Raw genomic sequence first — 19,347 nt, forward strand, 5'->3', positions numbered from 1 at the left:
CCTGTCAAACTGTTACTGCTGCTCAGCCGGTTTGGTTTTCCAGCTGTTGACGTATTCCGGATTCTCAGTAGCTAAAGCCGCCGGCCCCATTTCCAGTGCATCACGGGTATCGAGCATCACCGCAACTTCGTCGGTAAATTTCTTGCGATACTCGCGGCCGGCCTGAAAGGCTTTTGGATGCGGGCCATGGGTAAAGCCTGCCGGGTGGAAAGTCACCATGCCACGTTCGATATTGTCGCGGCTGAAGAAATCACCGGCGTGGTAAAACAGCACTTCATCATAGTCGTCGTTGTTGTGGTAAAACGGCACTTTTAACGCACCCGGGTCGCTTTCAATCGGCCGGGGCACAAAGGTACAAACAACAAAACGGCTGGCAACAAAAGTGGTATGCGCCGAAGGTGGCAAATGATAACGGTGGCTCATCAGCGGCCGGATATCACGCCAGTTGATGCGCATCGCGGCTAAATCGCCGTGCCAGCCGATAGCATCCAGCGGGTTGTACGGGAAGGTGATCACCGACACCTGCCCGTGCCGCTTCACCTGCACCTGGGTTGCTTTTTCGCTGTACTGCGCTTTAAAAGCAGCGTCGATTTTTGGCGTATCGAGCATCGCCGGGTCGAAAATCGCATGGTTGCCAACCAGGCCTTTTTCCGGCAACTGGTAAGAATCGTTGGTCGCTTCAATCAGCAGCACAAACACTGGCGCGCTGATTTCCAGACGCCAGCTGGTCGAACGTGGGATCACCACATAATCACCGTCGCGCAAACTCAAATGGCCATAATCGCAATAAAGTTCGGCGCTACCTTCATGAATAAACAGCAGTTCATCGCCGTCAGCATTGCGCACCAGAAAGTCCATCGACTGCTCTAAGCGCCAGGTGCGCATTTTACAATGCGCGTTATGCAGCAGATTTGGCACCGCCCAAGGCGACTGCGCTTTGTCGGCGCCAATTTCATTGAAATTAAACAACCGTGGCTTTAAAGAGCCTTCCCAGCTGGTCCAGCCGGTTGGGGCATGGGTATGATGGAAATGGCTGGCTGGACCAAAAAAACCACTGCGGCCGGTTTCGCGCTCATAAATCGCCTGCTCCGGAAAATCGGCATGGGCCTGGCGCGAAATGTCGCCTTCTTTTAACGGAAACTGTGCCCATTTACGCATCGGCTAACACCCCACGGCGGATTTGGTCTTCTTCAATAGATTCAAACAAAGCTTTGAAATTGCCTTCGCCAAAGCCTTCATTGCCTTTGCGTTGAATGATTTCAAAGAACACCGGACCAATCACGGTCTTGGTGAAAATCTGCAGCAGGATACCGTCTTTTTCCGGCGCACCGTCAATCAGAATACGCAGTTCACGCAGCGCGTCCAAATCTTCGGTATGGCCTTCAACCCGGCTGTTCACCTTGTTGTAGTAGGTGTCCGGCGTTGGCATAAAGTCCATGCCGCGACTACGCAGGGTGCGTACTGTTTCGTAGATATTTTCTGTGGTCAACGCGATGTGCTGGATGCCCTCGCCTTTGTATTCGCGGATAAATTCTTCGATTTGTGATTTGTCATCGGAAGATTCATTGATAGGAATACGGATTTTGCCACAAGGCGCTGTCATGGCGCGTGATACCAGACCGGTCAGTTTGCCTTCGATGTCAAAATAACGGATCTCGCGGAAGTTACCGATCTTCTCGTAGAAACCAGCCCAGACGTTCATATTGCCGCGTTTGACGTTGTGGGTCAGATGGTCCAGCACTTCCAGGCCAACGCCATGCGCAGCCATCTGAGTTTGCCAGTTGTCATAGAATTTAAAATCAATGTCATAAACTGAGCTTTGACCATAACGGTCAACAAAATACAGCAGGCTGGAACCGATGCCGTACACGGCCGGGATATTTAATTCCATCGGGCCGATTTGGTTTTTATATTCTTTGGCACCATTGGCCAGTGCGTGTTTCAGTGCAGCCGCAGCGTCTTTGACGCGAAACGCCATGGCACAAACGCTTGGGCCATGTACCCGGGCAAACTCTTCGGCCTGTGAATTCGGTTCGCCATTGACGATGAAATTGATATCACCTTGTTTGTATAACCAGGCTTGTTTTGAGCGGTGCTGCGCGACTTCAGAAAAACCCAGTGACTGGAACAGCTCTTTTAACTGACGGATGCCATTGGCATCTGCGGCCGTGTATTCAACAAACTCAAAACCATCGGTACCCAGCGGGTTGATTGGATCAAACATAACAAACTCCGGTAACAAAAATACGAGGGGGAATGTCGTTATCTTGCCGTTTGACACGGAAAAAGAAAGTCTGGTTGCTTACATACTGCTAACAGCTGAAAAGCCCCGTTTTGTATCGTTTCGCGTACGAAATGCTGATTTTTGTGTTAAATAGACAAAACAGGCCGTTTTCGACGGAAAACGGCCTGTTTTAAGTAACGGCAAGCGCACAAAGCGTATTTAAATTTTTACGCTCTTACGGTTGATGCCATATTCGCGCAGTTTGTTGGCCACAGCGGTATGACTTAAACCGAGTTTTTTCGCCAGTTGACGTGAACTTGGGTAAGCCGGGAACAGTTTTCGCAATAAGCCGGCTTCAAAGCGTTTGACCGCCTCGTCCAGCGTACCGTCAAAGTCTTTTTCTAAATAACCAAAATCATTGGTGTAACTCGGCAGTTGCAGCTGATCTTTATCCAGTTCAGCACCTTCGAGTAAGGTCACAGCACGGTACAGCGCATTTTCCAGCTGGCGCACATTACCAGGCCAGGGATAAGTCTGAATAAAAGCCGCACAGCTTTCAGTCAGCTTGGGCGGTTTGCGACCAAGCCGGGCTGATAAACGCGCCATAAAATGTTCGGCTAACGGCACGATGTCCTGCTTGCGGTCACGCAGCGGCGGTAACATCAGCGTCAGCACGTTCAGCCGATAGTACAAATCTTCGCGGAAGCGGCCTTCTTGTACCATTCCCGGTAAGTCTTTTTGCGTGGTGCAAATCACCCGCACGTCCACCCGAACTTCATTTTCATCAGCGACGCGGCGGAAACTGCCGTCCTGCAGAAAACGCAGCAGTTTAGTCTGGATCTCGCGGGACATCTCACCGATTTCATCTAAAAACACAGTACCGCGGTTGGCTTGCTCAAAAATGCCTTTTTTGCCTTCGGTGGTGCCGGGAAAGGCATTGGGGCCATAACCAAATAATTCTGATTCGGCGACGTTGTCCGGCAATGCGGCGCAATTAACAGCCAGAAAAGGTTTGCCCGCTCTGCTGCTGGCGCTGTGGCAGGCTCGTGCCAACAGCTCTTTGCCAGTACCGGTTTCACCGGTAATTAAAATCGGTGCATCAAGCTGGGCCATTTTTTTCGCTTCACGCACCACTTTGCGCATCAGATTGCTGCTGGCCTGAATCGAGTTAAAGCTTTCCTGATCGCCCTTTTTAAACGCAACCATCTGCTCACCGAGCCGGCTTTCTGATTTTAAGGTAATGACAGCACCGGCCAGAATTTCATGACCGGCCTCTGCCGGCACCATCACCGGCAAAATGTCAGCGATAAATTTTTTGCCGTGAATTTCAATTTTGCGGGTTTGCGCCAGTACATCATCACTTTCGAGCCAGCGCTGGAAATTAAAACCTTTTACCAGCGGCGTAATAGGTAAACCCGCCACTTCGTCACGCTGCAGCGTGAGCGCATCAAGCGCGGCTTCGTTAATTACCGTGACATTGGCTTTAGTGTCGATGGCGATAACGCCATCCGGTAAGGTTTTCAGCAGCGTAAACAGCTCATTGTGTTCACGTTCTGACGGCATAAAAGCCGTAGTTTTGACGTCTTCAACACCAGGGATGCGGCGTATTTTCGCCATCAATTCCTGGAATTTTTCAAAATCGACGCTGGGAAAAGCGACAAACATCCGGCCTAATTCCGGATCAACTTCGATGCCGCGCAGGTCAATCTGATAGTGCACCAGGATGTTCAGTACTTCCTGGGCGATACCGACACGGTCCTGACAATGGATTTCTAAGCGCATGCGAATAACAACCCAACTAGATGACTCTCGTTGCATCATACGGCATTGCGCGCGCTACAGACCAGCTCTTTTGTAAACTATTGTGAACGAGAGCTTAGGATTGGCGGTTTTTTAGCGACAAAAAAAGCTGCCGTAGCAGCTTTTTCAGCAGTGCTCAGTTAGCTGAGCAGGGCGTCGGTTTTAGCGGCGCAGATAAAGTCGTTTTTATGTAAGCCTTTAATCGAGTGTGACCACCAGGTCACAGTCAGCTTGCCCCACTCCAGCAACAAGGCCGGATGGTGACCTTCAGCTTCGGCCATCTCGGCAACTTTCTGGTGGAAAGCCCAGGCCAGTTTGAAGTTTTTGAACTTGTACTCACGCTCCAGTTGCAAAATACCGTCGCGCACCACCGGCGTCCAATCAGGAATTTGGCGCATCAGCACCGGCAGTTCGTCGTCTGAGACACGCGGCGCATCGGCGCGGCAGGCTTCACATTTTTGTACGGCTAATTCGGTCATCTTTCTTCTCAATATTGCTGGAGTTAATTGTGCTGATGTTAAATTTACTAAAGTTAACTGGCTTTTTTCTGTTTCGGCGCAAATCTGGCGGCATGTAAGCCCAACGCTTTGGCTTGCTGCACCAATGCCATCAGGTCTTGCTGTGCGATTTCAAACAGCTGATGGATGCTCTGAATACGGAAATAAATCGGCTGCATAATGTCGATGCGATAAGGCGTGCGGAACACATCGACCACGTCGAGCACTTTACGCTCCGGGATATCAGAATGCATGGCGTATTGGGTTTCGCCCGGTGACGACAAAATACCGCCGCCGTAAATCCGCAGGCCGTCTTTGCTGTCCAGCAAACCAAATTCGATAGTAAACCAGTATAAACGCGCCAGATACACCCGATCTTCTTTGCTGGCAGAGAGGCCTAATTTGCCATAGATATGAGTAAATTCCGCGAAATCCGGATTGGTCAGCATGGCGCAATGACCAAAAATTTCGTGGAACACGTCTGGTTCCTGCAGGTAATCAAATTCTTCGCGGCTGCGGATAAAAGTGGCGACCGGAAATTGTTTATTGGCCAGCAATTCAAAAAACCGGTCAAAGCTAATCAAGGCTGGGACTTCGGCGCAGCGCCAGCCGGTAGTGGCTTCCAGCACGGCGTTGACTTCGTGGAGTTGTGGGACGCGGTCAGTCGGCAGATTCAGCCGCTCTAACCCTTCGAGATACTCGTCGCAAGCTTTGCCTTTGATGCAGCTCAGCTGACGCTGGATTAAATCAGCCCAAATCTGGTTTTCTTCGTCAGACCAGGCAATGATGCCATTTGCGTCCGACTGGCGGGATACGTAAGTCGTCATGTTACTACCTGTTGATTCTGTGTGCCTGCCTCGGTTGGGCTGGCTGAATGGCAGGCATCCTAGTGGATTGAGTGAAAGCTGTTAACCCGCCTGATGAAACTGGTGGCGTTGCAACTGTGCATTTTTTTATACACAGCAACTACCACCAAGGTTACTCAACTGATTTTAAACATTATTTTTGCTGTAACTGCATCTTTACTAAAGCTTGCTGGATGTCCGCAATGATGTCATCGACATGTTCAAGCCCGACCGAAATACGAATCAGACCATCGCTGATCCCGGCGGCACGCCGCTCTTCTGCCGTATAGGGACTATGAGTCATTGACGCCGGATGCTGGATCAATGATTCGGCATCGCCGAGACTGACAGCAAGGCTTAACAGCGCACATTGATTAATAAAATAGCGGCCGTCATCCAGGCTGCCCTTGAGTTCAAACGCCAACACCCCACCCGCGCCTTTCATCTGAGTGCCGAGAAAACGATGCCCCGGATGCGATGGCAACCCCGGGTAATACACAGTCGCCACCGCCGGATGCGCCTGCAGATATTCGGCAACTTTTTGTGCGTTTTGACAATGGCGTTCCATCCGCACTGACAAGGTTTTCAGGCCACGGATAATCAACCAGGCATCGTGCGGGCTGATAGTTGCGCCCATATCCTTCAGCGTCGTGAGCTTGATGGTTTTAATAGTGTCGGCATCGGACAAAATAATGCCGGCGACGACATCACCATGGCCGTTGAGGTATTTCGTCGCGCTGTGAATGACAATATCGATGCCAAACAAGGCGGGCTGCTGCAACAAAGGCGTCAGGAAAGTGTTATCAATCACCGATTTGATACCGTGCTGGCGGCAAAACCGGCCGAGAAATTCCAGATCCAGCACCACCAGATTCGGGTTAATCGGAGTTTCGGCAAACAGCATTTTGGTATTAGGCCGGCGCGCGGCTTCAACCGCTGCATGGTCCGTCATATCAACAAAACTGACTTCGATGCCATAGCGGGCAAACTGGTGATTAAACAGCGCAAAGCTACAGCCATAGATGGCTTTGCTGGCGATGAGATGGTCGCCCTGCTGTAAAAAAGCCAGCGTGGCCGCAGCGACAGCGCCCATGCCGGTGGCAGTAGCAGCACCATCCGCCGTGCCTTCCAGTGCTGCTACTTTTAACTCCAGCTCGCGCGTGGTCGGATTGCCAAGCCGGGTATAAATAAAACCTTCGGCTTCGCCGGCAAAACGGGCGGCGCCCTGCTCGGCACTGTCGAACACAAAAGTGGAGGTTTGAAACAATGGCGTGGCCAGGCTGCCAAACTGGGTGTCGTAGGTTTTACCGGCGTGAATACATAAGGTTTCTGCGTGTGTACTGTTACTGCTCATAACTACCTGACTGCTTAGATGATCTTTTAATTAACTTAAGCAAAGAAGTTATAAGCCGGACAAGGCATGCAGACATCTGTCTGTCTGTTTAATCCGAGATGACATTTGGGCAGAACGCGACGATTGTAAATATTATTGTGCAGGTGGCCGCTGCAATAACTGTTGGATCAACGACTGCAGCAGCGGTTGTACTGGTTTTTCCGCAGGTAGTAACGGCAATGGCCGCAGTTGTTGCTGTACATAACGCCCAAGCCGCGCCAGCATCAGACCAGCTAATACACCCTGTCCGGCGCGGGCTGATAACTTGCTGCTCAGTTCCACCCCGAGAAAATCGCCACCGATATCAATGGCAAGTTCAGTAGCGCCAGTCCAAAACAGTAAGTTGGCAAATTGTTTCAATAGGCCAAGCCTGGCAACAGCACCAAGCTTTACCCCGTAAACTGCTGAGAGTTCTTCTATCAGACGCCAGGCCCGCCAGCTCACTAACAGCATGTCGGCTAAAGCAAAAGGACTGACCGCGACGGCCATCCCGGCTTGTTTTGCTGCAGCACTAATCCGCAGCGCAGCTTGCTGATCTAAGGGTTGTAACACGAGCAAATCAAAAAGTTTTAGGGTTTCTGTGTCAGAAAACTGCAAATTATGCTGCGCCAAAAACGCACTGCGGTCGACCTGTGGTAAGGCAGCGAGAATACGCTGGCAAAGCGGTGTGGCCTGGCCATATTGCAGACTTTGTTGCATCGAGAGGGCTTCTTCACGCCACTGTTGTCTAATCCGGCGCTGACGTCTACCGCGCCAGGCACTCCACAGCAATTTGCCAACGGCAGCGAAACCAAACCCGGTTAACGCCACAGCTGCCCCGCCCTGCAGCCAGCTTTGGCTGAGGCTCTGCTGTACGAATTCTGCCCACTGTATGCCGCCGAGGACCAGCACTAACGCGAGGCCAGTGCCTAGCCAGATAGATACTTTGTTCTCCCCTATCTGATGAACGGCAGGCTCGGTTGGATTTTGCGATTCCTTCGCTGCGACAAAGTCACTGTCGCTCAGCTGTACTGCCTCTTTCAGCGACGCGCCGGCATTGCCCTGCAACCTGACAAAATCGTCATTGGTAAACTGCTGTGCGGTTTTCAGTTCGTTCATCGCAAATGATCTCCGAGCAAAAACTGCAACACCTGATCCATCCGCAGTTGCCGCGGATAGACGGGTGTTGGCCCAACTAATGGCAAAAATTCAGGAAAGGCAAATTGGTGATGAGCGAATAGCTGCGGTGAAGGCATCGACAGCGGCACCTCACCCGGATACCAGGTTTGTAACTCGCCGGTTGATGCCAGATGCCCGCGTAAACAAGGCGTTTGGCCGTCTGCAGTCTGTACCTGACCAAACTCGGCACTAACTACGGCTGCGACAGCAAGAGCCTCAGTTTCGCATTGCTGATACCGCTGCTGGTATAGAGGCTGTTGCAACATTTGCTGCAGCAACAATAACAAGTTGCGATGCTGGTCCGGCGTCAGCAAGTCCGCCTTGGACGCGACAAACAACACTTTATCAATACGTGGTTTAAATAGGCGCCGCCACCAGCTTTCCGGGCCATAAGAGAAATGCTGCATGATCAGCATCAGCGCCTGTTGTAACTGCGTCAGTGCCTGATGCCCCCGGTTCAGCGCGCCCAGACAGTCGGCCATAATGACCTGACGGTCCAGCCCGGCAAAATAATCGCGGTAAAATGGCAACACCACTTTTTGCTGATAGTCCTGAAAATGGCGCTGTAGTTGCTCTTTCAGTGCACTTGAATTTGCTAGCTGTTCCGGCAAGAGCGGGAACAACTGCAATAGCGGCGCCCCCTGCAGTTCTGCCGGTCGTAGTAAACGCCCCGGTTGCAACATCACTGCCAGCTGCCGCCGTTTGATTTCTAGTAAAAGCTGTTGATAGCTGTCAGTCAGCTGCTGTAACACTAACGGATCTGCGGTTAATTCAGTCTGGGCCAGCTCTTGACGGAACTGTGCTGCGAGATCACGCACAGGTTCAGAGTCCAATAGAGCCCAGACTTGCTGACACCACCGCGGGTAGTCTAACTGCAACATCGGTAAATCCAGCAGCCATTCGCCCGGATAGTCGGTAATTTCCAACGTCAGTGTTTGCCAGTCCAGCAGTTTTTGCTTTAGCGGATGCTGAGGTTTGTAACGCAGCTCCAGTGTAATTTGGCTGAGCGCCGTGGTGGAGGCAGGCCATTGGCCTTGTTGGAGCTGCTGCAGATTCAGTTCGAATGGAAAACGCGCTCTGGCTGCTACGGCATTGCGGACAGGTTGACCGCCCAAATAACGCTGTTGTTGCATCACCTGAAAAAAAGGTAACTGGCTGGACGGTGCCTGCGTCAGTTGCCGGATTAAACTGGTCAGGAATGCGGTTTTACCTGCACCACTGATACCGGTAATCCCAAGACGGAGATGTTGATTCGCCAGACGTTGCCCGAGGATCCGGGCTTTGTCTGGCAGTTGAAAATTCATCAGAGCAAAGCTTCCGCTGGTTGACAACAAAGTTCAGGTTGGGATCAGAGTTTGTTAAACTCGCGATGTAACTGGAATTTACTCGAAGTGACATAAGATTCCATATCCCGCAACCGGTATTCAATCGCATCAAATTGTTGTTTCAGATGATTTAAGGCCCGTGGTGGGGCTTCGCCACGTTGCCAAACCCGGGTTTTAACTTCTACCGGACGATCAGCCACTGGTTTAGTCACAGTGCCACTGCGACTTTCTGCAACGGACTTTTTCTCCAGCACAATCCAGCCAACTAAGTACAGCACCGGTAAAAAACCACCGAAGCCCAACAACACTGAAGCTAATACAACCACCCGTACTAACCACAATTCCCAGCCGAAGTAATCGGCGATGCCGGCACAGACCCCGGCGATTTTGCCGTTGCGGTCATCCCGCAACAGCTCACGGCGTTTACTGTTCATGTTTGCGCCTCCAGTTTGGCGCGTCGGCGTCCAGAATGGCTTCCAGAGTTTTGATCCGGTCGGCCATCCGCTCCGCCTTCGCGGATAAATCGTTTAACTGCGCCAGTTCATGTTCGGACAGGCCTTCGGATATTTTGCGTTTACTGCGGTAATGCATGATGATCCAGATTGGCGCCACGAATATCATGAAGATAATCAACGGTATGGCAAAAGCTTCGGTAACTTCCATCTTAGGCTCCAGAAACGCCTGATAATCAGGCGTTGTTCTCGTTGTTCATTTTTGCTTTTAAGGCTGCCAGTTCAGAATCAATTTTGTCCTGGGCGGCTAATTCAGCAAATTCGTCGCGCAAAGTCTTTTTACCTAAGTCGTAAGATTCGACCTGTGCTTCCAGATTGTCGATCTTTTGCTCGTAGCGTTCAAATTTGTACATCGCGTCGTTTAAACGGGTGCTGTCCAGTGATTTTTTCACTTCCAGCCGCGATGCGACAGTCTTCTGACGCATCAGCATGGTTTTTTGCCGGGCTTTGGCATCGGCCAGTTTTTCTTGCAGCTGCGCAACTTCGTCTTGTAACTTACTGATATGCGTATCTAAATTTGCGATATCTGCGTTAACTGCAACCGCCTGGTCGGCCGCTTTTTGCTTTTCAATTAAAGCAGAGCGCGCTAAGTCATCACGGTCTTTGCTCAGCGCCAGTTCGGCTTTGCTTTGCCAGTCGGCCACATCTTCTTCCAGACGGCTGACGACGCGTTGTAATTCTTTTTTCTCAGCAATTGTTTTTGCCGAGGAAGAGCGCACTTCGACTAATGTATCTTCCATTTCCTGAATAATCAGGCGGACCATTTTTTCCGGATCTTCTGCTTTGTCTAACAAAGCATTGATGTTTGAATTCACGATGTCTGAGAAGCGAGAGAAAATACCCATGATGTTTACCTCGTTTGGTGTCTGATTGAGTCATATATCCTTATTCAGGAAGCTTGCCAACTCGCAAAATAATCATAACCAACTGTTTTTAAAGATTTTATTTTATTTTCAGTAAAGGCTGTTGCCAACATCAACTTTCAAATAGACTACTAATTAGCAAATTTAACCACTAAATGGCAGCGATATGGCAAGAGCTTTCCAACAGGACAATCTGATTGGCCAATCTAACAGTTTTCTCAACGTTTTGGATCAGGTGTCACAAATAGCGCCGCTGAATAAGCCAGTGTTAATTATTGGTGAGCGCGGCACTGGTAAAGAACTGATTGCCGCACGTTTGCATTATCTGTCACAGCGTTGGGACCAGACTTACCTGACATTAAACTGCGCCTCGTTAAATGAAAATTTGCTGGAAAGTGAACTGTTTGGCCATGAAGCCGGCGCTTTTACCGGTGCCAGCAAACGCCATGAAGGCCGCTTTGAACGGGCCAATTTCGGCACGTTGTTTCTTGATGAGCTGGCCAATACGCCAGGCCTGGTGCAAGAAAAACTGCTGCGGGTCATTGAATATGGTGAATTCGAACGCGTCGGCGGTAGCCGGCCTATTAAAGTCGATGTGCGGCTGGTCTGCGCCACTAACGAAGATTTACCCGGTATGGCAGAGCGCGGCGAGTTCCGCGCGGATTTATTAGACCGGTTGGCGTTTGACGTCATCACCCTGCCGCCGATGCGCGAGCGGCGCGAAGACATCTTACAGCTGGCAGAACACTTTGCCATTAACATGGCGCGGGAACTGAATTTTGAGTTATTCAGCGGATTCAGTGAAAAGGCTAAGCGTCAGTTACTGGATTACGATTGGCCGGGTAACGTCCGTGAACTGAAAAACGTGGTGGAACGCAGTGTTTATCGCACCAATAATCCTTATGTGCCGGTGCACGATATTTTGTTTGATCCCTTTGCATCGCCGTTTCGGCCACAGGCCCGAGTGCGCACCTTAGACCGTCAAACTGCAGTGCCAGTGCCTCAATCGATGCCTGCTGCGCAGGTACAGCCAGCCACTGCGACAGTAACCCCTTTATCAACTGCTGGTTCTGCCCTGCAATTTGATTTCGGTCAGGTGCAGGATTTTAAATTGCTGTCGGAACATTATGAAGTGACCCTGATTAAACAAGCCCTCGCCGCTTGTCAATATAACCAGAAAAAGACTGCGGATGCGCTGAATCTGACGTATCATCAACTACGTGGATATATGAAAAAATACAAACTGTTAGATAGCCAACAATGAATTTTCCCTATTGCCGTTTTGGCAGCCTGAGTCTGGTTCTGTGGTTAACTGGGTGTCAACCGGTCACGGTGTCAAACAGTAGTCAGGGCCTGGTGTATTGCGCCGAAGGCTCACCTGAGAGTTTTAATCCACAGCTGGTCACGTCCGGCACGACCATTGATGCTATCAGTCAGCATTTATACGACCGGCTGCTCGATATCGACCCGAATAGCGGCGACCTGCTGCCCGCACTGGCGCAACAATGGCAAGTCAGTCCTGACGGTCTCACTTACCGGTTTAAGTTACGCCCGAATGTCAGCTTCCATCAGACCGCGTACTTTACCCCAAGCCGTTATTTCAATGCAGAAGATGTGGTATTTACTTTTAACCGCATATTGCTGGTCGAACACCCGTTTTTTCAGACTGCAACTGAATACCCCTATTTTGACAGTATCGAATGGCGCCAACGGGTACAAAGCGTCACAGCACTGAGCCCTGACGAAGTTGAATTCAGACTCAATCAGCCCGACAGCTCGTTTTTATCAGTGCTGGCGACCGACTTTGCCGCGATTTTATCCGCAGAATACGGCGCACAACTTGTTGCACAGCAGCAAAAACCTTTACTGGACACCCAGCCAGTTGGAACTGGCCCGTTTAAGTTTCGTCAGTACCAAAAAGATGTATTAATCCGTTATTACCGACATGACAGCTACTGGCGTCAACACGGTAATTTGCAACAACTGGTCATCGACATAGTACCGGACAACACTAAACGGCTGGCCAAGCTGTTAACCCGTGAATGCGATATAGCGCCCATCCCGCGTTTGGCTGAACTACAGATGTTTTCAAACCGGTCAGACTTTAAAGTCGAGCAACAAACCAGCATGAACGTTGCGTTCTGGGCTTTTAATACGCAGAAACCACCGTTTGACCGTGTTGAAGTCCGACAGGCTCTGGCCCTTGCGGTCAACAAACCCAACATTTTACAGGCGGTATATTTCGGTCAGGCGGAAGAAGCCAATTCAGTGTTGCCGCCTAATTCATGGGCCTATCGCAAGCAAAGCCAAAGTCAGTTTTTTGACCCGACCAAAGCAAAAGAACTGCTGCGTCAGGCCGGCTACCCGGATGGGTTTAGCATCGATATCTGGGCGATGCCGGTACAACGCCTGTATAACCCCAATGCGCAAAAAATGGCGGAACTGATCCAGGCCGACCTGCGGGCTATTGGTGTCAAAGCGCGCATTGTGTCTTATGAATGGAACACCTTCCGGCGTAAATTACGCCAGGGCGAGCATGATTCGGTGTTGATTGGCTGGTCTGCGGATAACGCCGACCCGGATAACTTCCTGCGCCCTTTACTGAGTTGTGCTGCGGCCGTTTCCGGCAGTAACAGAGCAAACTGGTGTGACGAACACTTCGACCAGTTTATTGCCGGTGCCGTGCAGACCACCGACGTCGCGCAGCGCCGCAGTTTTTACCTAGCTGCACAACAATATCTGCAGCAGCAAATGCCGTTGATGCCGATTGCCCATTCGAAACGTTTCCTGGTGAAAAACAGCAGCGTACATGGAGTGGCTATCAACCCTTATGGTGGCATTAGCTTGGTCAACGCCGGGAAAACACCATGATTTTACGCTATCTGGCACGCAGATTATTCCTGCTTGGGTTCGTCTTTGTCGCCCTGACGGTCTTTGTATTTAGCCTGAATTACCTGTTCCCCGGTGATTTAGTCAGTAACCTGACAGGCCTGCGGGACATCTCGCCACAAAAACATCAGCAGCTGCAGCAAATACTGGCGCTGGACCATAGCTTGTGGCAGCAATATATCGCTTATAACAGACGCTTGCTGGCTGGTGACTGGGGCTTATCTTTTGCCAGTCAGCAACCGGTGTTAACTGAGATCCTGCAAGTATTGCCGGCGACGCTGGAACTGGCGGCTTATGCACTGTGCCTGAGTTTATTCGCCGGTATCCCGCTGGGGTTATTAGCTGCAGTGAAAAAAGACAGCCTGCTCGACCGTTGCATTTCCGGCATCGCGCTGATTGGCTACTCGATGCCGGTATTCTGGTTGGCGTTAGTCTGTATCATGTTGTTTTCGCTGCAGTTAGGCTGGTTGCCCACTTCAGGCCGGCTTGGCGTGCTGTTTGAAGTCCCAAGCCAGACCGGCTTTATTTTTATCGATATTCTGTTGGCGGAGAATGTCTCGCGCAGTGCAGCTGCGTATAGCGCACTACTGCATCTGGCGATGCCAACTATTATCCTGGCCGCCTATCCTACTAACGTGATGATCCGGTTTATTCGGGCTTCGATGTTGGAAGTACTGGAGCAAAACTACATCAAAACCGCGCGGGCTAAAGGCTTGTCCAGAAGCCAGGTGTTATACCGGCATGGTTTACGCAATGCATTGTTGCCGGTCACGCGTCAGGTTGGGCTGCAGTTTAGTACGCTCATTACGCTCGCGATGTTAACCGAGGTGATTTTTTCCTGGCCAGGCATCGGGCAATGGCTGATTGACAGCATTTATCAACGCAATTATCCGGCGATCCAGGCTGGCTTGCTGGTTGTTTCCAGTTTGGTGATTTGTGTAAATATGCTGACCGAAATTCTGCATACGCTGTTTAACCCACTGGCGCGGAAACTCTGATGAAAAAATTGCGCTTGTACTATGAAGAATACAATAAAAGGCCGTATCAGCTGCTGTGGCGGCATTTTATCACCCAGCATTTTGCGCTGTTTGGCCTGGTGATTTTATCCATCCTGTTGCTGCTCGCGGTATTTAGTCCTTTTATCAGCCCGCACGACCCATACCTGCAAAACTCTGAGTTGTTGTTGTTGTCACCATCCTGGCAAGGCAATGGTCTGGTGGCGTATCCCTTTGGCACTGACGACTTGGGCCGCGACCTGATGTCACGGCTGATGCTGGGCAGCAGCTACAGCTTTGGGCTGGCTATTCTGGCGGTCAGCGGTGCTATGTTGATCGGCCTCGGGCTCGGCATCCTCGCGGGCATGACCAGAGGTGTACAGTCGAGTATTTTCAACCACTTGCTGGATTTAGCTTTAACTATCCCAAGCCTGTTGCTTGCTATTGTTATTGTTGCGGTACTGGGCCCAGGCTTGCTCAATACCATTTGGGCCATTTTGCTGGCGCTGCTGCCGCAGTTTATCCACGGCGTCGGCAATGCCATTCAACAACAGTTAAAACAGGACTATGTAGTGGCTTACCGGTTGGACGGTGCCAACAACTGGCAAATTTTGTGGTCTGTAGTGTTGCCAAACTTATGGGAGCCGCTGTCGCTGTTATTTACGATGGCGCTGTCCACCGCAATTCTGGATATTGCCGCACTGGGCTTTTTGGGCCTTGGCGCACAGGCGCCTACGCCGGAATGGGGTAGCATGGTGGCTGATGCGCTGGACTCCATTTATCTGGCACCCTGGACTGTCGCTTTACCAGGTCTGTTGATTTTCATCACGGTCTTGTCGGTAAATCTGGTGGGTGATGGCTTGCGCAATGCGATGAAAAAACGGCGGGAAAACTGATGCAGTTATTAGATATCCGCAACCTGACGCTGGAACTGGAAACGCCTGATGGCATAGTGCGGGCGGTTGACCGGGTCAATTTATCCTTGCGTGAGGGGGAGATCCGCGGCTTAGTCGGCGAATCCGGCTCAGGCAAAAGTTTGATCGCCAAAGCTATCATGGGCGTGTTACATCAACGCTGGCGTATCTCTGCCGACCGCTTCAGCTGGCGTGGCGAAGATTTATTGCGTTTACCCTATCAGCGCCAACGGGAAATCATCAGCCGCGATATAGCGATGATTTATCAGGAACCAAGCCGCAGCATGGATCCGACAGCGCCAATCGGCGAGCAATTGGCGGAATCTATTCCTGATCACCGGCTTGAGGGGGTGTCCTGGTGGCAAAAAGGTTTTTTTCGCCGGAAAAAAGCGATCAACTTATTGCATAAAGTCGGCATCCGCGACCATCAGGCTGTGCTGCACAGTTATCCATATCAGTTATCCGAAGGTGTCTGCCAGAAAATATCTATTGCGATGGCCATTGCGAAAGACCCTAAGCTGCTCATCGCCGATGAACCGACGACTGCGCTGGAAAGCACCACGCAGGCGCAGCTATTCCGCTTGTTGGCGAGCTTTAATCAGCTCAAGGGTACTTCTATTTTGCTGATCAGCCACGAACTGGAAACCGTCGCGAAAAATACCGACACCATCAGCGTGTTGTATTGCGGCCAGTTAGTTGAAGCCGGCGAAACTGCAGAATTGTTACAGAACCCACGCCACCCCTATACTGATGCGCTGATCCGCAGCGTGCCGGAATTTCAGCCCGATTTGGGCTTTAAACAACAGCTCTATGCCTTACACGGCAGCATCCCAACACTGCAACATCTGCCGATTGGCTGCCGCTTGGGGCCACGTTGCCCAAATGCCCGCAGAGAATGTGTCAAAACACCACAACTGGAACGGCAACAAAACCACTTCTACAGCTGCCATTTTCCGATCCACAGGGGGTTAGCTGATGAGTGATCTGATCGAAGTCCGGAACCTCGGTAAAACGTACCGCAAAGCGACAGGTCTGTTTAAACACAAAGAAATCAGAGCCTTGCAGCAGGTCAGTTTTACTCTACAGGCTGGCGAGACATTGGCAGTTGTCGGTGAGACCGGTTCAGGCAAAAGTACACTAGCCAAATTGTTAGTGGGTATTGAACAACCGGATCAAGGCGAAATTCTGTATGCCGGTAATCAAATTAATTGCAGTGAATACCGCAAAACCAATCAATTCATCCGCTACATCTTTCAGGATGCCGCCCGGTCGCTGAATCCAAATCAAAAAATTGCTGAGATCCTGCATGCGGTGCTGCGCTACAGCACGGTATTGAGTGCTCAGCAGCGCGAGCAAAAAATCAGTCAAACTCTACGTCAGCTCGGCTTACTGAATGAACATGCCAATTATTATCCGCATATGTTTTCCGGTGGTCAGTTGCAGCGCGTGGCGCTGGCCCGGGCGTTAATCCTGGACCCTAAAGTGTTAATTCTGGACGAAGCACTGACGGCGCTGGATCCATCGCTGCGTGCCCAAATCGTCAATTTATTGCTGGAGCTGCAGCAAAAAACTGGCATCGCTTATCTACTGATCACCAACCAGCTGCGGCTGGTGCGGCATTTTGCCGATCAGACCATGGTACTGCACCAGGGCCAGGTGCTGGAATATGGCCCGACCGCAGAAGTCTTCCTGCAGCCTAAACATGATTTCAGTCGCAAACTCATCGGCAGCGCACAATATTAGCGCGCTGGCGTGCACGCCCATTCTGTCTTGGCTTCAAACGCCATAAAAAAGCCAGCTGATGCTGGCTTTTTTTGTTTTGCAGCGGCTGAGGCTGCTTACTGTTGTTCAGTCGCCGCGGTTAACACTGCCAGGTTGCGACTGATCTCAGCACGGTCGCGCAGTGCTTTTTGCACTATTGCAAAATGCGACTGACTCAACTGATTGGCCAGGTTATCCAGCTCGGCCTGCGACGGCTCGCCTTGCGCCGGCACTTCAGTCACCTTACTGACCAGTACGATAGCCGAATCACCGCTTTGCAGTTTGGTGCTGCCCGAACTCAGCGGTTTCTCTTTGGTTGGTTTGGCCAGCTCAAAGGCTTTAGTACGGATTTGTGCATCCAGACTGCCACCAAAACGCGGTGTTGCCACTGACTTCTCCAGCGTCAGTTGATTCGCCGCCACCAGCTCGCTAATCGCTTTACCGCTTTGCAGCTCGCTCAGCAGCAGGTTGGCTTTTTCTTCCGCCAGAATTGCAGCTTGCTCAGCGACATAAGCAGTTTGCACTTCAGCTTTGACTTCATCAAAAGATTTGTTTTTCGCCGGCTGATGTTCAACCAGACGAGCCACAACAACGTGCTGCGGAGACACTTCCAGCACTTCACTGTTGGTGCCGGCACTGATGAAATCTGCATTAAACACAGTGTCCAGCACTTTTGGCGCATTTAAAGCTTCAGGTGCTGTGGCACGGCTGAACAGCGCAGCATTCTGCACTTTCGCGCCTACGGCTGTTGCAGCTTCTTCCAGATTATCCGCAACTTCGAAACTGACTTCTGCCAGCTTTTGTTGCAACTCAGCAAACTTCTCAGCTGATTTTTCAGTTTTGACCGCAGCTACGATACTGTCTTTCACTTCATTCAGCGTTTTCACTTTCGCGGCTTCGATGTCGGTCAGCTTAATGATGTGATAACCAAAAGAGGTTTTCACGACGCCAGACACATCACCGGCTTTTGCCAGCGCATAGGCGGCTGCTTCAAATTCTGGCTCCATCACACCTTTAGTGATGAAATCCAAATCACCGCCGTTTTCAGCTGAGACCGTATCTGAAGAGTGTTGTTTTGCTAAAGCCGCGAAATCAGCACCGCCCTGCACTTCTTTCAGGATAGTTTCGGCTTTTGCTTTCACGTCTGAATTATCTTCAGCAGACTCCAGCAGAATGTGCGATACGCGACGGCGCTCTTCACCCTGATAACGGCTTTGATTGGCGTCATAATAGGCTTTAACATCCGCATCGCTGACCTGAATATCCTTGGCTAAATCAGCAGCTTTGAGCTCAACATATTGCACTGCAACCTGTTCTGGTGTGGCATAACGCGCCTGATTCTGTTGGTACCAGGTATTGAGCTGGTTGTCGTCAAATTTGACGTTTTTCGCTTGATCTGCTGCTTTGACTAACGCGAATTCAATATCGCGGGTCTGCTGCTGCAGCGTCATCAGGTTTTTCATTTCGCCCGGCAGGGCAAAATCAGAACCGGCTAAACCAACCAGCAACTGATTGCGGCTGTATTGCTCACGCAACATATCGCGCAGCTGGTTTGCAGTCAGGTTACTCTGACGCAATACCGCCAGGTAACGCTCGTTGTTATAAACGCCGTCGACCTGAAATTCTGGCATCTTGACGATAGCGTCGAGTAAAAACTGATCGCTGATCGCGATGCCAAAGTTGGCCGTTTGTTGTTTAATCAGCGTTTCGTCAATCAGGCGTTCTAATACCTGATTACGGAAGTTATTCATGTAGTTGGTATCGGCGGCCAGGCTGGCAAACATCTCGCCAAATTGCTGCTCCATCCGGGCGCGTTCGCTCTGATAACTTTGTTCAAACTTGGCGCGGGTAATTTCTTCGCCATTGACCACGGCCACTGGCTGGTCGGTGCTATTTCCGAAATAGCTGCTGACGCCTGATACTGCAAACGTCAGGATTACGAGGCCCAGCACGACCTGAGCGATAATGCCCTGCGAACCTTCTCTGATCTTTTCTAACATGCTTAGTTTATCTCTATTAGCTGCAATAGCTGGCTTAAAAAAAAAGCGCATCTTATCAGATGCGCCTTTTTTATTGAAGCTGTGAAGGAACTGTTACTACCCTAGCTGATTGTCACTTTACGAGACTTACTACAGGCACGGGTTCCTTCGAGCCCGAATCACTTACCCGGC

The 19,347-nt window shown here is 50.8% G+C and carries 18 protein-coding genes; 6 read left to right on the plus strand and 12 right to left on the minus strand.

The genetic code is table 11. From position 1 onward, the window contains the following. Positions 1 to 12 precede the first annotated feature (12 nt). The 11 genes from ABNT34_RS14315 to pspA form a co-directional block, all read right to left on the minus strand. Positions 13 to 1,158, minus strand: coding sequence for a homogentisate 1,2-dioxygenase (locus ABNT34_RS14315; RefSeq protein WP_348732768.1), 1,146 nt, complete (start codon positions 1,156 to 1,158; stop codon positions 13 to 15). Beyond that, positions 1,151 to 2,224 carry a 4-hydroxyphenylpyruvate dioxygenase gene (gene hppD, locus ABNT34_RS14320; protein WP_348732770.1) on the minus strand — a complete coding sequence of 358 codons (1,074 nt, stop codon included), beginning with the start codon at positions 2,222 to 2,224 and terminating at the stop codon, positions 1,151 to 1,153. Before hppD ends, ABNT34_RS14315 begins: the two co-directional genes overlap by 8 nt. A 219-nt stretch (positions 2,225 to 2,443) precedes the next feature. Continuing rightward, on the minus strand, positions 2,444 to 4,006 hold the full coding sequence (gene tyrR, locus ABNT34_RS14325; RefSeq protein ID WP_348732772.1) for a transcriptional regulator TyrR: 1,563 nt from the start codon (positions 4,004 to 4,006) through the stop codon (positions 2,444 to 2,446). A 158-nt stretch (positions 4,007 to 4,164) separates the two neighbouring features. Next, positions 4,165 to 4,503 carry a 4a-hydroxytetrahydrobiopterin dehydratase gene (locus ABNT34_RS14330; RefSeq protein WP_348732774.1) on the minus strand — a complete coding sequence of 113 codons (339 nt, stop codon included), beginning with the start codon at positions 4,501 to 4,503 and terminating at the stop codon, positions 4,165 to 4,167. A gap of 53 nt (positions 4,504 to 4,556) precedes the next feature. Then, positions 4,557 to 5,348 (minus strand): phenylalanine 4-monooxygenase, encoded by a 792-nt coding sequence (gene phhA, locus ABNT34_RS14335; RefSeq protein ID WP_348732775.1) that lies wholly within the window; start codon positions 5,346 to 5,348, stop codon positions 4,557 to 4,559. A 172-nt stretch (positions 5,349 to 5,520) separates the two neighbouring features. Then, positions 5,521 to 6,720, minus strand: coding sequence for a methionine gamma-lyase (gene megL / locus ABNT34_RS14340; RefSeq protein WP_348732777.1), 1,200 nt, complete (start codon positions 6,718 to 6,720; stop codon positions 5,521 to 5,523). A gap of 132 nt (positions 6,721 to 6,852) precedes the next feature. Beyond that, a complete protein-coding gene (locus ABNT34_RS14345; RefSeq protein WP_348732779.1) occupies positions 6,853 to 7,857 on the minus strand; it encodes a TIGR01620 family protein in 1,005 nt (334 codons plus the stop codon). Then, positions 7,854 to 9,221, minus strand: a complete 1,368-nt coding sequence (locus tag ABNT34_RS14350) for a YcjX family protein (RefSeq protein WP_348732781.1) — start codon at positions 9,219 to 9,221, stop codon at positions 7,854 to 7,856. Before ABNT34_RS14350 ends, ABNT34_RS14345 begins: the two co-directional genes overlap by 4 nt. A 44-nt stretch (positions 9,222 to 9,265) precedes the next feature. Continuing rightward, on the minus strand, positions 9,266 to 9,676 hold the full coding sequence (gene pspC, locus ABNT34_RS14355) for an envelope stress response membrane protein PspC (protein ID WP_348732783.1): 411 nt from the start codon (positions 9,674 to 9,676) through the stop codon (positions 9,266 to 9,268). Then, the gene (gene pspB / locus ABNT34_RS14360) at positions 9,666 to 9,905 is read right to left on the minus strand and encodes a phage shock protein B (protein WP_348732785.1); all 240 of its coding nucleotides are present in this window, start codon (positions 9,903 to 9,905) and stop codon (positions 9,666 to 9,668) included. The genes pspC and pspB overlap by 11 nt, the downstream gene beginning before the upstream one ends. A 25-nt stretch (positions 9,906 to 9,930) precedes the next feature. Beyond that, positions 9,931 to 10,599: a phage shock protein PspA gene (pspA, locus tag ABNT34_RS14365; RefSeq protein ID WP_348732787.1), complete on the minus strand. Its 669-nt coding sequence runs from the start codon at positions 10,597 to 10,599 to the stop codon at positions 9,931 to 9,933. 184 nt (positions 10,600 to 10,783) lie between these two features. Between pspA and pspF the strand changes: the two genes are divergently transcribed. The 6 genes from pspF to ABNT34_RS14395 all read left to right on the plus strand — a co-directional run bounded on the left by pspF (position 10,784) and on the right by ABNT34_RS14395 (position 17,158). After that, complete coding sequence (pspF, locus tag ABNT34_RS14370; RefSeq protein WP_348732789.1) at positions 10,784 to 11,881, plus strand: phage shock protein operon transcriptional activator; 1,098 nt, start codon at positions 10,784 to 10,786, stop codon at positions 11,879 to 11,881. A gap of 68 nt (positions 11,882 to 11,949) precedes the next feature. Then, positions 11,950 to 13,488 (plus strand): ABC transporter substrate-binding protein, encoded by a 1,539-nt coding sequence (locus ABNT34_RS14375; RefSeq protein ID WP_348732791.1) that lies wholly within the window; start codon positions 11,950 to 11,952, stop codon positions 13,486 to 13,488. Beyond that, on the plus strand, positions 13,485 to 14,504 hold the full coding sequence (locus ABNT34_RS14380; protein WP_348732793.1) for an ABC transporter permease: 1,020 nt from the start codon (positions 13,485 to 13,487) through the stop codon (positions 14,502 to 14,504). The genes ABNT34_RS14375 and ABNT34_RS14380 overlap by 4 nt, the downstream gene beginning before the upstream one ends. Next, positions 14,504 to 15,397, plus strand: coding sequence for an ABC transporter permease subunit (locus ABNT34_RS14385; RefSeq protein WP_348732795.1), 894 nt, complete (start codon positions 14,504 to 14,506; stop codon positions 15,395 to 15,397). The genes ABNT34_RS14380 and ABNT34_RS14385 overlap by 1 nt, the downstream gene beginning before the upstream one ends. After that, positions 15,397 to 16,398 (plus strand): oligopeptide/dipeptide ABC transporter ATP-binding protein, encoded by a 1,002-nt coding sequence (locus ABNT34_RS14390; protein ID WP_348732797.1) that lies wholly within the window; start codon positions 15,397 to 15,399, stop codon positions 16,396 to 16,398. The genes ABNT34_RS14385 and ABNT34_RS14390 overlap by 1 nt, the downstream gene beginning before the upstream one ends. Further along, complete coding sequence (locus ABNT34_RS14395) at positions 16,391 to 17,158, plus strand: ATP-binding cassette domain-containing protein (RefSeq protein ID WP_348732799.1); 768 nt, start codon at positions 16,391 to 16,393, stop codon at positions 17,156 to 17,158. Before ABNT34_RS14390 ends, ABNT34_RS14395 begins: the two co-directional genes overlap by 8 nt. Before the next feature lie 95 nt (positions 17,159 to 17,253). On the opposite strand, the gene ABNT34_RS14400 is transcribed toward ABNT34_RS14395, so the two are convergent. After that, the gene (locus ABNT34_RS14400) at positions 17,254 to 19,176 is read right to left on the minus strand and encodes a SurA N-terminal domain-containing protein (RefSeq protein ID WP_348732801.1); all 1,923 of its coding nucleotides are present in this window, start codon (positions 19,174 to 19,176) and stop codon (positions 17,254 to 17,256) included. Positions 19,177 to 19,347: the final 171 nt, after the last annotated feature.

This window comes from Rheinheimera texasensis (genome assembly GCF_964031785.1).
Taxonomy (GTDB): Bacteria; Pseudomonadota; Gammaproteobacteria; order Enterobacterales; family Alteromonadaceae; genus Pararheinheimera; species Pararheinheimera texasensis_A.